General features: G+C 62.8%; 13 protein-coding genes. All 13 read right to left on the reverse strand.

Annotation, left to right across the window (positions count from 1 at the left end; all coding sequences use genetic code 11):
• Positions 1-119 precede the first annotated feature (119 nt).
• The 13 genes from FF124_RS15790 to FF124_RS15850 all read right to left on the reverse strand — a co-directional run bounded on the left by FF124_RS15790 (position 120) and on the right by FF124_RS15850 (position 15317).
• On the reverse strand, positions 120-1544 hold the full coding sequence (locus tag FF124_RS15790) for a sensor histidine kinase (RefSeq protein ID WP_138749444.1): 1425 nt from the start codon (positions 1542-1544) through the stop codon (positions 120-122).
• A gap of 15 nt (positions 1545-1559) precedes the next feature.
• Entirely contained in the window at positions 1560-2237 is a 678-nt protein-coding gene (locus tag FF124_RS15795; RefSeq protein WP_138749523.1) for a response regulator transcription factor, read from the reverse strand.
• A gap of 147 nt (positions 2238-2384) precedes the next feature.
• A complete protein-coding gene (locus FF124_RS15800; protein WP_138749445.1) occupies positions 2385-3923 on the reverse strand; it encodes a Do family serine endopeptidase in 1539 nt (512 codons plus the stop codon).
• Between the two features lie 108 nt (positions 3924-4031).
• A complete protein-coding gene (locus tag FF124_RS15805) occupies positions 4032-4496 on the reverse strand; it encodes a cytochrome c-type biogenesis protein (protein WP_138749446.1) in 465 nt (154 codons plus the stop codon).
• On the reverse strand, positions 4493-6490 hold the full coding sequence (locus tag FF124_RS15810) for a heme lyase CcmF/NrfE family subunit (RefSeq protein ID WP_138749447.1): 1998 nt from the start codon (positions 6488-6490) through the stop codon (positions 4493-4495). Before FF124_RS15810 ends, FF124_RS15805 begins: the two co-directional genes overlap by 4 nt.
• Entirely contained in the window at positions 6487-6930 is a 444-nt protein-coding gene (gene ccmE / locus FF124_RS15815) for a cytochrome c maturation protein CcmE (protein WP_138749448.1), read from the reverse strand. The genes FF124_RS15810 and ccmE overlap by 4 nt, the downstream gene beginning before the upstream one ends.
• Positions 6927-8063: a c-type cytochrome biogenesis protein CcmI gene (ccmI, locus tag FF124_RS15820; RefSeq protein ID WP_138749449.1), complete on the reverse strand. Its 1137-nt coding sequence runs from the start codon at positions 8061-8063 to the stop codon at positions 6927-6929. Before ccmI ends, ccmE begins: the two co-directional genes overlap by 4 nt.
• 105 nt (positions 8064-8168) lie before the next feature.
• Positions 8169-8579 (reverse strand): hypothetical protein, encoded by a 411-nt coding sequence (locus tag FF124_RS15825; RefSeq protein WP_246072484.1) that lies wholly within the window; start codon positions 8577-8579, stop codon positions 8169-8171.
• A gap of 168 nt (positions 8580-8747) precedes the next feature.
• Positions 8748-10127, reverse strand: a complete 1380-nt coding sequence (locus tag FF124_RS15830) for a sensor histidine kinase (protein WP_138749451.1) — start codon at positions 10125-10127, stop codon at positions 8748-8750.
• Positions 10124-10786 (reverse strand): response regulator transcription factor, encoded by a 663-nt coding sequence (locus FF124_RS15835; protein ID WP_138749452.1) that lies wholly within the window; start codon positions 10784-10786, stop codon positions 10124-10126. The genes FF124_RS15830 and FF124_RS15835 overlap by 4 nt, the downstream gene beginning before the upstream one ends.
• A gap of 60 nt (positions 10787-10846) precedes the next feature.
• Positions 10847-11092: a hypothetical protein gene (locus tag FF124_RS15840; RefSeq protein ID WP_138749453.1), complete on the reverse strand. Its 246-nt coding sequence runs from the start codon at positions 11090-11092 to the stop codon at positions 10847-10849.
• Positions 11093-11236: 144 nt separating this feature from the next.
• Positions 11237-11446: a hypothetical protein gene (locus FF124_RS15845; protein WP_138749454.1), complete on the reverse strand. Its 210-nt coding sequence runs from the start codon at positions 11444-11446 to the stop codon at positions 11237-11239.
• Positions 11447-11462: 16 nt separating this feature from the next.
• On the reverse strand, positions 11463-15317 hold the full coding sequence (locus FF124_RS15850; RefSeq protein WP_138749455.1) for a baseplate multidomain protein megatron: 3855 nt from the start codon (positions 15315-15317) through the stop codon (positions 11463-11465).
• Positions 15318-15408 lie beyond the last annotated feature (91 nt).

Genomic DNA, 15408 nt, shown 5'->3' on the forward strand with positions numbered 1-15408 from the left:
ATTTTCGGGCCGATGCGCTAGAGCAATTCCAGGTGAAGTGGACACCGGTTCACCGTCCGGAATTGCGTAAAAACAAAGAGATAGAGCCTTTTCGCGTTTCCGCGAAACGCGGAATTGCTCTAGCCTGTGATGCCCTTCTCACTGACGATCTCAAAGCGCAGCACCGCCGCCAGGCCCGTATACCCCTCAACCAGGCTCCCGGCCTCAACCAGCGAGAACACGCCACCATGCATTGAAGCCACGGCCTCGACCAGCGACAGCCCCAACCCGGTGCCGGGCTTCGACCGGCTTTCATCCAGTCGGAAGAAGCGCTGCTTGACGTCGTCCATGCGCGACGGGGGAATTCCAGGCCCGTTATCGGCCACAACGAACACCGCCTGCCCACCTTCCCGCTTCAGAGACAGATGGATCGACTGCCCGCAGCCTTCGGAATATTTGATGGCATTGTCGAGAAGATTGAAGATCGCCTGGCCAATCAGTTCGCGATTGCCGCTGACGGAGATATCGCGTTCGATGGCGCAGTCGAGCACAAGACCCGCCTCCTCGGCGACCGGACCGTAGAGCTCGGCGCTGTCCTCGACAATCGCAGACAGATTGACCACCGACATCTCGGCGGCAACGGCGCCCGCCTCGACGCGGGAGATCATCAACAGCGCGTTGAAGGTTCGGATCAACTGGTCCGACTCGGCAATGATACCCTCGAGCGCGGCGCGACGGTCATCGGGGTCCTGCGTCGCCGCGGCATCGGCGGCCTTGTTGCGCAGACGGGTGAGCGGCGTCTTCAGGTCGTGGGCAATATTGTCGGAAACCTGGCGCAGGCCCTCGTTCAGCCGCACGATACGGTCGAGCATCAGGTTGAGTGAGTTGGAAAGCCGGTCGAATTCATCGCCGGACCCGGTGACGGGAAGGCGCTGGGAGAGATCGCCGGCCATGATCTTGCCGCTTGCGCTCGACATGCGGTCCATGCGCTTCAGCGCATTGCGCCCGATGGCGAACCAGATCACCAATGCGCCAACGCCCATGATGATCAGCGCAAGCAGCAACGCCTGCCGGACGACGATATGCAGGCGTTCAGGATCGCCGAGATCGCGACCGATCAGAAGCCGGATGCCGTTGTCGAGCTCAATGACATAGCCTGCCGCGAGATTCTCGTGCAGACCGCCATTGTTTTCGGCAAAACCTTCGTAGCGGAAGGGCGGCTCGACCCAGCCGAGCCGGTTCAAAACGCCCGGCTGCAGCGATGCGACATTGCTGGCAAGGATTTCGCCCTGCGGGCTGGCAATGACATAAAGATTGGCGCCCGGCTGGCGCGCGCGCCTCTCGATGGTGTTGAAAACGCGCCTGATGCCGCCGCTCTCGAAAGCGAGATCGAGCTGCGTCACCTCGCGTTCGAGCGACGTCCTCGTCTGGCGCAGAACGAGATCCTCCGAAACAGCCGTCACATAAAAGACCATAACCGCCGCGCACAGGCCGAACAGCAGTATATAGACGGCCGACAGGCGGACGGCGGTGGATTTAAACAGGAGCCGAAGGCGTTCCGTCATCGCTCGGGATCAACGTCAGGGATCATATTTGATCATATAGCCGGAGCCGCGGATCGTCTTCAAAAGCGGCTTGTCGAAATCCTTCTCGATCTTGGAGCGCAGACGCGAGACATGCACGTCGATCACATTGGTCTGCGGATCGAAATGATAGTCCCAAACATTCTCAAGAAGCATAGTGCGGGTAACCACCTGCCCGGCATTCTTCATCAGATATTCGAGAAGGCGGTATTCGCGCGGCTGCAGCGTGATCTCGCGACCGGCCCTGCGCACCTCGTGCGACAGGCGATCGAGTTCCAGATCGCCGACCCGGTAGACGACGTCCTGGTCGGGCGTGCCCTTGCGCCGGCCGAGAACCTCGACGCGAGCCAGAAGCTCGGAGAAGGCATAGGGCTTGGGCAGATAGTCGTCGCCGCCTGCCCTCAGCCCCGTCACGCGATCGTCCACCTGCCCCAGAGCGGAGAGGATCAGAACCGGCGTATGCACGCCGCGCGCGCGCAGCGCGGAAATCACAGAAAGCCCGTCACGACGCGGCAGCATGCGGTCGACGACCAGCACGTCATATTCGTTCTCGCTCGCCATGAACAAACCGCTCTCGCCATCGCCTGCGTGTTCGCAGGTGATGCCGGCCTCGCGAAAGGCCTTGGTCAGATAGGCGGCGGCCTCAAGATCGTCTTCAATAACCAGAATGCGCATGGCGGCGAGAGTATCGCCATTGCGATCTTCGTTACAAGCAGTCTTGAGAGGTTCATCGACAGACATTTGACAACTCCGACAGGGCGGCAAGACAAAGGGGCGCACGGGCCTTTGCCCGCGCGCCCCTCGCAATTCACTCAGCGCCGATCAACCGGCATCCTGGTTCTCGCTTCCCGTCGGCAGGGCGGTGAACATGCTGCCGTTTTCGGTTTCGACCTGGAAGAGCGCCTGCTTGCGTCCATTGCTGGCAGCCTCTTCGACCTGCGTCAGGATGTCTTGGGCCGATGCGACGTCCTTGTTGTTGACGCTCAGGATCTTCTGTCCTTCGGCAAGGCCCTTCTGGGCGGCATCCGAATCGGGGTTGACCGCCGTGACCGTCACGCCCTTGCCGTCCTCGGAGGGGCGAACCTCGATGCCCATTCGGCTCATCAGCGAGCTTTCGGCAGGAGCGCTCATGCCTTCGGCAGAGGCCAGTTGGTCCTCGCTCGGGAATTCACCGAGCGTTACGTCGATGGTCTGCGATTTGCCGTCGCGCCAGACGGAAAGCTCGACATTGTCGCCAGGCTCCATCATGCCGATCATCCGCGAGAGCGAACGCGCGTCCTCGATGACATCGCCGTTGACGGCGGTGATGACATCGCCCTGCCTGAGCCCGGCCTTGGCGCCGGGGCTGTCGGAGGTCGGTTCGGAGATCAGCGCGCCTTCGGGCTTGGCAAGCCCGATCGCGTCGGCAATGTCTTCGGTGACGGGCTGAATGCGCACGCCCAGCCAGCCGCGTTCGACGGTGCCGTCATCGATCAGATCGTTGACCACGTCCTGCGCCAGGTGAGAAGGAATGGCGAAGGCGATGCCGACATTGCCGCCGGACGGCGAGAAGATCGCAGTGTTGATGCCGACGACCTCACCGTTGAGATCGAAGGTCGGGCCGCCGGAATTGCCGTGATTGACCGCCGCGTCGACCTGGATGTAGTCGTCATAAGGGCCGGAAGCGATGTCACGTCCAAGCGCGGAGACGATGCCCGAGGTCACCGTGCCGCCGAGACCGAAGGGGTTGCCGACAGCCACCACCCAGTCACCGACGCGCAGCTTCGAATCATCGGCGAAATTCACATAGGTGAAATCGCGATCGGCATCGACCTTCAGCACGGCCAGATCGGTGCGCGGATCGGTGCCGACGAGCTTGGCATCGTATTCGGTGCCGTCATCCATCAGAACGGAGAAGCTGTCGCCCTCGCGCACGACGTGGTTGTTGGTGACGAGGTAGCCGTCCTCGGAAACGAAGAAGCCGGACCCTTGCGCGACCGGGCGCGGACCGCCATCGCGTGGCTTGGGCGGCTGCTGCGGCTCAAGCGGCGCGCCGAAATCCTTGAAGAAACGCTTCAGCGGATGGTCATCGGGAAGATTGTCGAAGCCGCGTCCGCCGAAGCCGAAACCGAAGCCATCATTCTGGGCAACCGGCTGGACATTGCTTTCGACAACGACCGAAACGACGGCCGGAGAGACGGCTTCGACCACATCGGCAAAGCCAGGCACCTTGGGGGCTTCGACATAAACCGGGTCGGCGAGGGCTTCGGGAACGGTCAGCGGCGCACCTGCCGAAAACAGGACAGCGGCAACGCCGCCGGCAAGCGCCGAGGCCTTCAAAATCGGCTTGAACTTGTTGTATCCGGAAGTCTGGTCGAGCATCGGGTCTACCTTTTCCTTGATTGACGTTTTTGAAGCTGTCTTCAAATCGGATAAAGGCACTATAAATGTTGCGACCTTACGGAAATCTGTCCGCAAAATGACGGATTGTTAATTGTCTTCGCCGTCGGCGAGAAGCTGCTCCAGGCGGGCCTCCTCTGCCTGGGAAAGCGGGCGGTCCGGCGTGCGGCGCGCGACCGAGAAGCGCCACAAGACGATGCCGCCGAGCACGATCAGAAGCGCAGGCGCGCCCCACAAAAGCCATGTCTTGGGCGAAAAGCGCGGTTTCAGAAGCACAAATTCGCCGTAGCGCGAAACGACATAGTCGATGACTTCCTCATTGCTGTCGCCGTCGACAAGGCGGGCCCGCACGAGAAGCCTGAGATCTCGCGCCAGGTCGGCATTCGAATCATCGATCGACTGGTTCTGGCAGACCATGCAGCGCAGCTCCGCGGATATTTCGCGGGCCCGCGCCTCGAGCGCCGGATCATCCAGCACCTCGTCAGGCGTGACGGCGTGGGCCACGGCCAGAGGCAGCAACAGGAGAAATGTCGCCAGAAGGGGGCCTAACCTCATTCCGCCGCCCCTGCATGAGCGGCCGCATCCATACGGCGCTTGCGGCTGCGCTCCGGGGCGCCGACGCGCAGGCGCCGGTCGGTCAGCGAGACCACGCCGCCAACGGCCATGGCGACGCCGCCGAGCCAGATGCACAGGATGAACGGTTTCCACCACACCCTGACGACCCATGCGCCATCGGCGCGTTCATCGCCAAGCGAGACATAGAGCTGGCTGAGGCCGAAGGTTGATATACCCGCTTCGGTCGTCGGCATGTTGTTGGCGAGATAGACCCGCTTTGCAGAGAAGCTCTCGGTGACAGGCCGGTCGTCTCGGGTAATCGTAAACGCCCCGCGTTCATCGACATAATTGGGTCCTCTCACCGGCGTGATGCCATCGAAAGTCACCGTGTAGCCGCCGGCATCGACGCTCATTCCCGGCGTCATCTCCAGAACCGCCTCGGTCTCGTAGAGCGAGACCGCAACGATGCCGAGAACCGCCACGCCGAGGCCGAAATGGGCAAGCGCCGCGCCGAAGGCGGAACGCGGCAGGCCGACAAATCGCGGCCATGCCCGCGCCATCGGCATGCGGCCGAAACCCGAGCGATACCAGAGATCGCTTGCCGCTCCGAACATGAGGAAGAAGGCGATCGCGATGACAAGGCCCGCGAGAACCGGGCCGCCGGAATGGTAGTAGATGAAGCCGGCAGCCAGAACGAGCGCCATAACCGCAGCGACCATCAGGCGCTCGCCGGCGGCTTTCAGATCGCCCCTTTTCCACGACAGCATCGGGCCGAAGGGAACGGCCAGCAGCAGCGGGATCATCAACACGCCGAAGGTCATGTTGAAGAAGGGAGGGCCGACGGAAATCTTGTCGCCGGTCAGCGTTTCGAGAACCAGCGGATAGAGCGTGCCGGTCAGCACGGTTCCCGTAGCCACCGTCAAAATGAGATTGTTGAAGACCAACGCCCCCTCGCGCGAAATCGGCGAGAACAGGCCGCCGGCGCGCAGGAGAGGGGCCCTGAAGGCAAACAGCGCCAGCGAGCCGCCGACAAAAAAGGCAAGGATCGCGAGAATGAAGATGCCGCGCGTTGGGTCGGTCGCAAAGGCATGAACCGATGTCAGTACCCCGGACCGGACAAGGAAGGTTCCGAGCAGCGACAGCGAGAAGGTCAGGATCGACAGGAGCACGGTCCAGATTTTCAGCGCCTCGCGCTTTTCCATGACCAGGGCGGAATGCAGCAGCGCGGTCCCGGCAAGCCAGGGCATGAAGGAGGCGTTCTCGACCGGATCCCAGAACCACCAGCCGCCCCAGCCCAGTTCGTAATAGGCCCAGTAGGAGCCCATCGCGATACCGGCCGTCAGGAACAGCCATGCCAGAAGCGCCCAGGGACGAACCCACAGCGCCCAGGCCGCATCGATCCGCCCGCTGATCAGCGCCGCGACCGCGAAGGAAAAGCAGACGGAGAAACCCACATAGCCGAGATAGAGCAACGGCGGATGGATCGCGAGACCGAAATCCTGAAGGATCGGATTGAGATCCTGCCCCTCGCCCGGTACCGGAAAGATCCGCAGGAACGGGTTCGAGGTGAACAGGATGAAGAGGAGAAAAGCCGTGGCGATCAAGGCCTGGATCGACAGGACATTGGCCCTGAGATCGTCCGGCAGATTGCGACTGAAGGCCGCAACAAGCGCGCTGAACAGCGTCAGGATCAAGAGCCAGAGCATCATCGATCCCTCGTGATTGCCCCAGACGCCGGAGAACTTGTAGACCAGCGGCATCAGCGAGTGCGAATTCTCCCAGACATTGCGCACGGAGAAATCGGACACGAGATGGCTGCGGATGAGCACGCCGAAGGACGTCGCCACCAGGGCGAAGAGTGTCAGCGTGCCGCTGACGGAGACCGACATCAGTTGCGGATTGTTCCGCCTGACACCGACGGCGGGCACCGCGAACGTCACCAACGCCACGGCAAGCGCAAGGATCAGCGAGAACAGGCCGAGTTCAACTGTCACTGGCTCGTCTCCCCCTCCCAGACGCCATCTTCCTTCAGGCGGTCGGCGACTTCCTTCGGCATGTAGTTCTCATCATGCTTGGCGAGCACGGTATCGGCATGAAACGCGCCGTCTTGGTCGAAACGACCTTCCGTCACGACGCCCTGTCCCTCACGGAACAGATCAGGCAGTATACCGGCATACCGCACCTCAACAGCGCCGGAACCGTCGGTCACAGTAAAGAGAACATTGGAGTTTTCGACACGCTTGATCGACCCCTCCTCGACCAGCCCGCCGAGCCTGATGCGCGTCCCCTCGCCGACCGGCTTTTCGGCCAGGTCGGACGGCATGTAGAAATAGGAAACGCTGCGGCTGAGCGCAAACAGCACCAACAGCACGGCGACGGCTATGAACCCGACGCCGCCGGCAATGACAGCCAGCCTTTTCTGCTTGCGATTCAACGCTCTGCTCCCGATAGCTGCAGCGAATCTCCAAAAGCCGCAAGCCGCGCGCCCTTTTCGCTGTCCTTCCCATAGTAATCGATCGCTTGCCGAAGGGCCAACGCCGCTTTCTCATCGTTACCAAGAACACTATAGGAACGGATCAGGCGCATCCAGCCGTCGATATCATCCGGATTGTCTTTGAGCCTCTGCTCAAGACCGGCGACCATGCCGTCGATCATATCGGCCCGCGCCTCATCCGAAAGTTCGGACGCGGCCACCACCGCCTCTTCGTCGGGTCCGTTCGGCACCACGCCGTCGGCAGGACGCCCGCCGCTGTTTTCGGCGATCCGGCGGTCAACCATATCGCGCCACGGAGAGCCCTCCGGCAGCGCGCCTTCAAGTCGCCTGAACCGCTCCACCGCTTCGGCCCTGTCGCCCGATTGCTCAGCGGCAAGCGCCATGAAATAGAGCGCCCGCAATTCATTCGGGTCAAGCGCTTCCGCCTGACGGAAGATATCGAGCGCTTCGTCCGTCACGATCCCCGCATTCATGGCAACGATGGCTTCGCCCTGACCTGCCAGGCGATCGGCTGTGGCGCCGGACACGCGGATTGCGTTGGCATAGGCGTTCTCCGCCGCTTCGAATCGGCTTTCTCGCAGATAGATCGGGGCAATCACATCCCACCCGCGTCCGTCATCGGGGTTTTCCGCAAGATGCTGCTCCACACGCGCCACCAGCACGGCAAGGTCAGGTTCGTCCGCATTCATGCGCGCGGCAAGCGGCTGATCCGGCGCGCCCGGCATGCCGAGCAAGGGATAGAGGAAACCAGCCCCGACCATCAACGCCAGGATGGCGGCGGCCATGCCCCATGCGCCCGCGCGGCGGCCGGCACTTCGCGTGGGGGAATGGTCGCCCTTGTCAGCCACGGCAAGAAGCCGTCGTCCGATCTCGGCGCGCGCCGCTTCGTATTCCTTCTCGCTCAGCAGGCCTTCACTCTTCTCGCGCTCGATCTCGCGCAGCTGATCGCGATAAACGGCGGACTGGTTTGCGGACGACCTTTCTCTCACGCCTGCCGGCTTGCGCAGCAGCGGCAGGGCGACCGCGAAGGCCGCGACAAGGAGTATGACAAGGGCTGGGATGGCGAAAATCATAACGATGTCTTCGTACGCTAACGCCGCACAATAGCCAACACACTAAAGCTTTATTGGCAAAATCTGCCGCAAAAGGTCGCAGCAGGGAAGAGCTTCGGCAGCAGGCTAGTTTAGCAGCGTCCAAAGGCCGTCTTCGCCGCGACAGGCAGCGCCGCGCCCGACATATTCCTGCCCCTTCACCGACACACGCTGTGTGTATTGTCGGCAGTTTTGATCCCCCACCTGATAGGGGCTTGCGGCAGTTACCTTGCCTTCTGCGTCCCGTCCCTGCCAGGATACTGTTTCACCGGCAGGAACCGAGGCCAGCGCATATTGTTCAGCCTGCAGGGCTTTGGCCCGATCGGCCGGCGAAAGCGAAACGCCCGCCCGTTCCACCAGCCCGCCCTCAAGTGCGACAGCGGGGACGGGCTGCCCGGACGCGGGCAAGGCCGCCACGCCGGTGGAAACTCCGGTATCCGTTGTTGCGCAACCCGAAACCGCAATGGCGGCAGCGGCTAGCAGAATGATCCGTCGCACGATGTAACAACCCCCTGAACGTCATGAATTGGTGTCCGCCCCATAGCCCGGACAAAGCGGCTCCATACGGTACGGGCAAGGCATAGCATACGCTGCTGCGCCTTTGGACGTAGAAACAGATTATGGCCAGATTTCGCCGGGACCGGCCGCCCTGGCTCGCAAACCGGCTTATTTCTTGAGTTTTGCCGGCAGGACGATCCGTGCGTGAAGCCCGGAACCGTCAAGCCCTGTCAACTCGAACCGTCCGCCATAAGCCTGCACGATATCATCGACAATGGAAAGGCCAAGCCCTGAACCCGAGCCGCTTTCGTCAAGCCTTTGTCCGCGTTTCATCGCTCTGCGGATTTCCTCAGGGGTGAGGCCCGGGCCATCATCAACAACAGTGATTTCCGCCCACTCGCCAGTCTCCGCCGACCCGTCGAGCCGGCGCGCGCCTACCCGGACCTCGCTCTCGGCAAAGCGGGCCGCATTCTCCAAAAGGTTGCCGACCACTTCCTCGATATCCTGCTGCTCCACCGCAAGCACAAGGCCGGGAGCACAGGACAAGGCAAACTCCGTATCAGGATTGAGGCGCCGCATCACACGGACGAGCCGTTCCAGAACCGGCTCCACCTCGCAGCGCGTCAGCACGGATTCGGTCTGCGCGGCGATCCGGGCCCGGTTGAGATAGGCCTGGACCTGCGCTTGCATCATCATCACCTGCGACGCGATCAGCTTGCCGCCCTGCCCACCCATGCTCTGCGCCTCATTCAACAGCACGGCAATCGGCGTCTTTAGCGAATGGGCAAGATTGCCGACCTGCATGCGCGCGCGCTCGACAATCGCCCGGTTGTTGCCGAGAAGCGCATTGATCTCGTCGGCGAGCGGCTGGATTTCGACGGGAAATGCGCCTTTCATTTCCCCCTCGCCCTGTTCGGAAATCGTCCTGAGCGCCGCGCGGGCCCTGTCGAGCGGGCGTAAGGCCCAGAGAACAATCAGCCCGTTCAGCAGGATGCTGGCGATGCCAAAGAGCGCCAGTGCGATATAGAGCCTGCGCGAGAACCAGCGGACGTCATTGTCCACCGCGTCGCGATTGCCAGAAACGCGCACCCGCGTCGCCCTGTTCTGATCGTCCATCACGACAACGGTCTCGATCACGGCCAGTTCGTTGTCGTGATCATCACGGACGACATAGGTCCGGCGGAAATCGCCGTCATAGGGCACTTCGCTGACCGGCGTAACCGGCAGGTCCTCTCCGCCGAGCGAGGGAGAACGCAATGCCTCTCGCGAATCATCGTAAAGCGGATCGACAACCCAATACCAACCGGTCTGCGGCTGCTTGTAGCTCAGGTTCCCGAGTTGCGGCGCCCCCTGCAGGTCGCCATTCTGGTCGATGGAGACGGAATTGACGACATTGAATACCTCCGCCTGCAGGAGCTGGCGGAAGCCGCGCTCGGCGGCATTGCGATAAAGCGCGGAGATCACCACTGCGATCACCAGAAGCGCGATCGCGAACCAGACGGTCGTCAGGGCCAGAGAACGCAGCGTCAGTGAATTCGCCCATTTCATTCAGGCACCTGCATGCGATAGCCGAGGCCGCGGACCGTCTCGATCCATTCCGGGCCGACCTTCTTGCGCAAGCGTCCGACGAAAACCTCGATCGTGTTGGAATCGCGGTCGAAATCCTGATCGTAGAGGTGTTCGGTCAGTTCCGTGCGCGAGACGACCTCGCCTTGATGGTGCATCAGATAGGAAAGCAACCGGTATTCATGCGAGGTCAGGCGCAGCAATTCGCCGTTGAGCGTGGCCTTGGACGCCTTTACGTCGAGCGCGATCGGCCCGCAGGTGATCATGCTCGCTGCATGGCCCGCGGCCCGGCGGATCAACGCGCGAATGCGCGCCATCACTTCCTCGATGTGAAAAGGCTTGGTCACGTAATCGTCTGCGCCGGCGTCAATGCCGGCGACCTTGTCGCTCCAGCGATCGCGTGCGGTCAGGATCAGAACCGGCATCTTGCGCCCGGCCGCGCGCCATTTTTCCAGGATCGTTACCCCGTCCATCGTCGGCAGGCCGATATCGAGAATCACGGCGTCATAGGGCTCCGTATCGCCGAGGAAATGCCCCTCAACGCCGTCATAGGCGCAATCGACCACATAATCGGACTCCCTCAACATCTGGGCAAGCTGCCGGTTGAGGTTTTCGTCGTCTTCGATGAGCAGGATACGCATGTCGGTCAATTCGCTGTTTGCGGACAGAAGCTTGTCGTGGCGCAGTGGCCGGGTGAAAAATCAGCTTGCGGGAACAGTCTGGGTAATCTTGCGCGGCATGTTGCCATCCTTCGCCGGAATGATCACCGTGACCTGGCAGCTGTTGCCGCCCTGGGCCGGCACCGCCGACAAAAGCTCCCCGCCGGTGCTCCTGACGACCGCCGCAGCCGCCGCGGCACAATCGGCAGCGATAGCGCCGCCGGTCTGGAACGCAATCAGCAGGCCGGTCGCCAGCGCGATCCGCAATGCGTGCATTGTCTTGAACATCACAAAGTTTCCCAAAGAAATTCACTCAACTCTGACTGATAAGAATAGTTGGCTGAACTGCAAATGAATAGTCCCGCCGGTGCAGGCTAAATGATCGGCTGCCGCGGTGTTTTCGACCACGGCAGCCTGCGATTACGCTGCGCGTCAGCGGCTCAGCGTGCCCCTGGCCGAGATCCGGCCAAAAAGCGCGACCAGCCCGCCGGAGGCGCCAGCGAGCGTGGCGATGGAGGCGGCAAGCTCGCTTTGCGTGCCGTCGTCCAGATAGATGCCGCCCATCTGGAAGAGGGGTGCGGCGATGGCAAGGAGCGCGCCCCATACCGTCTTCGAGAGATACCACTTTTTCGTATAATCCATGCCGTTTCCTTTCTGTTCAGACTGCAAGTGAAAATTCCCGGTCAAGCGCCGTGCCGAGCGGCACCTTCCGCCCCAGTTGACGAAGCCGGACTGAAAAATGGATCGCCGGGGCGCTAAAATCGGCAATCTGATCAGCCGCCGGATAGAGCCACTCCGGCCCCAGGGTCTCGCTGCTGCGCAACAGCGTCGCGCCGTCAAAAATCTCCAGCCGGTAGGCTTCGATTTCTTCGTCATGCGGGATCTCGGCGGCGGCCCAGTCATCGGCGTCGAGGCGGGAGCGGCGCACCCAGTTGAAAGACAAATCGCCGGAAACGAGGCGCCGAACGGTTAGATGCACCGGCGAAAAGGGCGTCTCCGCCCGGATGCCCCCGGCAAACGGATAGGGTCCGCGCGGATCAGCCTGGCCATGGGCGGTCTCGACAACATAGTTGCGCATCAGCCCGAAATGTCGGCTATCCAGCCCGACCGGAACAACGGAGGCGTTGAGAACCACGGCGTCGTTCCCCGTGTCGGCGCCCGCCAGCATGGCGTCCTCGGTGCCGTGAAGACCGCGCAACAGTCCCTCCAGCCGAAAGCGACCCGATGAGATCTCCGTGGCCTGCAGGAAACCGATGATCTCGAACACGCCATTGCCCGCCTTGATTGCTATCCGGTTCTCGCCGTTCAAGACTGCGGTTCTGCTCGCCGATGAGAGCCCGCCGAAGTCCAGATCGATAATCAGCGAACCGCGAAAATCGAACCGCCCGCTTGCCCCGGGAAGAAGTGGCGCGGCAAGCCTCGCCGTCGACGCCGGCCTGTCGATGACGGCGCCCGGCTGATAGCCTTCATCCGTCGACGAGGAGGCGACAAACGCACGCCGGAAAGGCCTCGAGAACACGGCGACACGGGCGAAATCCTCAGTTGGCCCCTGCCCGTCGCGCGCAAGATCGAGGAAGATGACGCGCGGCGAAAAACCTTCTGACGCCGTCTCGCTGGCAAGCCGCGCGCTTTCTGAGGCCCGAACGACATTTCCGGCAGAAGGCGAAAAGGATCGCGCCTCCACCCGGATCGTGTCGGCAATCTCAAGCCGCGTCACCATGAAGCGTCCCGCCGGTCCGCCCTCAAGCTGGAACACATCGCCGATTTCCAGGGCGCGCTCCTGCAGCGACAGCTCAAGCTGCAGGGTCCGCAAGCCGGATCGGCTCTCACGCAGCAGCGCGGAGGCCCGCTCCAGCGCCGTCGCCTCGGAGAGAACCGTTGGCAATCCGAACCGGAGCACCCGGTCATTTGCCGCGATCGCGCGGCTCGCGCGGGCGCTTGCCTGTTCATAATCGGTGCCCGGATCGAGATAGGTGACGGCAACCTCGCCCGGAAGATCGCTGTCGTGACGCCGCGTCTCCCGCCACGGGCCGGTGCTCTCCTCGCGCTCCGCGATGATATCGATCACGCGCGACGGCAGGCTGGCGCGCTGGCGCGACCGGAACACCAGCCCCTCCGCCGTTTCGATACAGTCGGCGGAATAGAGCGAAAGCAGCGGCTCGATCAGATCGCGCGCTGCATCGATATCTGCCTGCAGGTAACCGGTCAGGTCACCGCTCAAGAGCCGCGTGTCGCAATCATGAAAGCCGTGGTCGACAAGCAGCGCCCGAACGGCGTCGGCGAGCGTCGTTGCGCCCAGCCTTCCGTTCAGCCAATGCCCCGTCGTCCAGTTGGCACCGTCGCTCCACAAGGCGTCGTTCTGGGGAAAGGCCGGAAAGGGCCGGATGTCCCAGCACCAGAGGAAAATGTGATCCGCATCGACCATGCCGGCTGGCGCTCCGGCGCCAGACCAGTGGCCGAGATGCGCCTCGAGAAGACGGCGCTGCTCGTCGTCGGAACGGCGGCGGTTCGAAAAATGGGGATAGGCGGACTCCGCCGATTTCGGATCGGCAAAGACATTCGGCTGGCAACTCCCCTTGTCGACAGCGGGACATCCGAGTTCGGTAAACCAGATCGGCTTTTCCATCGGAACCCAGGTGGAGGCGACAGTCGCCTCGCTGCCGCCGATCCGGTTGTAGTGCGCGTTCGACCACCAACCCTCGAGATCCTTGTACCGGTAGACCCACGGTTTGCCCGAGAGCCCGTCGGTGATCGGGGTCCGCTCTCGCGCCGCCCGCGCCGTCTCGTCGGCATAGTACCAGTCATACCCCTCGCCCGCCGCGATCTGTCCCTCAAACCCCGTCGGATCGGTCGCGCTTCTGAAACCGTCCGGATTTGCCGAGGAAAGGTCGTCATCGCGCCAGTCCGACAACGGCATATAGTTGTCGATGCCAACGGCGGAAATGTCAGGGCTTGCCCACAGCGGATCGAGGTTGAAATAGACATCGCCGCTGCCATCGTCGGGATGAAAGCCGAAATACTCGCTCCAGTCCGCGCCGTAGGTGAGTGCTGCCTCCGGCCCCAGAATGCCGTGCACGTCGCCCGCAAGCTCGATCAGTCCCTCGACGAAGGGAAAGGAATCATTGTGATCGCGGATCGAGGTCAGCCCCTTCAGTTCAGACCCGATAATGAAGCCGTCAACGCCTCCGGCGGCGGCGGCCAGATGCGCATAGTGCAGGACGAGACGCCGATAGCCGGCATCCGTTCCGGCAAAGGCAACACCGGTCGGTCCCGGCGTGAAGTGATGCGGCTCGGCCGTGCCCAGAAAAGCCTCCACCTGCGCTCTCGCCGCCGCAGTCCTGTCGCTCGTGCCGGACACGCTCCTGGCGGGATGGCAGGTGATGCGACCGCGCCAGGGATAGACCGCCTGTTCCGCGCCGCCATAGGGGTCGGGCAGGCCGTTGCCCGCCGGCACATCCATCATAATGAAGGGGTAGAGGAACACTTTCAGCCCGCGCGCCTTCAGGTCGGCGATCGCGGCCATCAACCCGGCATCATTCGGCGTTCCGCCATAGGCCGGCCCGCCCTCATGCGTGCTCACCACATGGGCCGCATCGCGCGCGATGCCGGAAACGGACCAGGGCGCGCTTTCCTCGGCGCGAAACGGCGTTTCCACGCCTGGCAGAATGCGGCATTCCCCCGCTCTCAGATCAGACCCGAACCAGGCGACGACCAGCGCCACGCGCTCCAGATTGGGGCAAAGCGCCGTCAGTTCATCGATCGAGGCTTCCCAGTCGGTCGCGCGGGTGAGCGTGTTGCGGTTCATGACCCGCTGGCTGCCGCTGCCGAGCGATTCGGTGACCGGAAAGGGGCAGAGCCCGTGCTCGGTCGCGCCGGGAATGATGGCGATGGCCTTCACCTGGCTCTCGAGCGCGCCGGTCGGCTTCAGCACCTCGAACTGGATCACGGGGATGCGGTTGCCGAAACTGTCGAGCGGCAGGCGTTCAAAGACAACATAGCAGAGCCCGCGATAGGCCGGCGCGTTGCCTTCGCCCTGCTTGGCCTCGATCAGGGGATCCGGCAACTGGCTGTCATCGCCCGGATAGAAGCGCATTTCAACGCTCGCAAGATCCAGTTCGCGGCCATCCGCCCACACCCGCCGGATCGCGGCCACGGGTCCCTCGCAAATGCCGAAGGCGAAATTGCCGAAATAGGCAAAGCTCTCGAGCGTCGAACCTGACGCCTTGCCGCCTGTGCGCTCCTCGACCACCTCCTCCTCGAACCGGGTCGCCCAGATCAGCGTGCCGCCGATGCGCGCCGTGCCGTAGACGCGCGGGATGGCGACGCCCTCTTCAACGCCGCCAACCCGCGCCGTCGGCAGATGCCGACTGGCGCCCCTGCGGCCATCGGAAAAGACAGACCCGTCGACCGCGGCGCCGGCAAGCGCCCCCAACGCCCGCCCGGCAACCGCGCCGAACGGTCCGAGAACAGAGCCAAGTGCTGCGCCGGCGGCCTGAAAAACGATTGTTGCCATCAGTTGGACCTCGATGAGAAGAACAACGCGCCCGCCGCCTTTGGCCGGCACGATATGCGTTTTGAATTTTCAGGAACTGCGCCCTTGCGCG

This window comes from Martelella lutilitoris (genome assembly GCF_005924265.1).
GTDB lineage: Bacteria > Pseudomonadota > Alphaproteobacteria > Rhizobiales > Rhizobiaceae > Martelella > Martelella lutilitoris.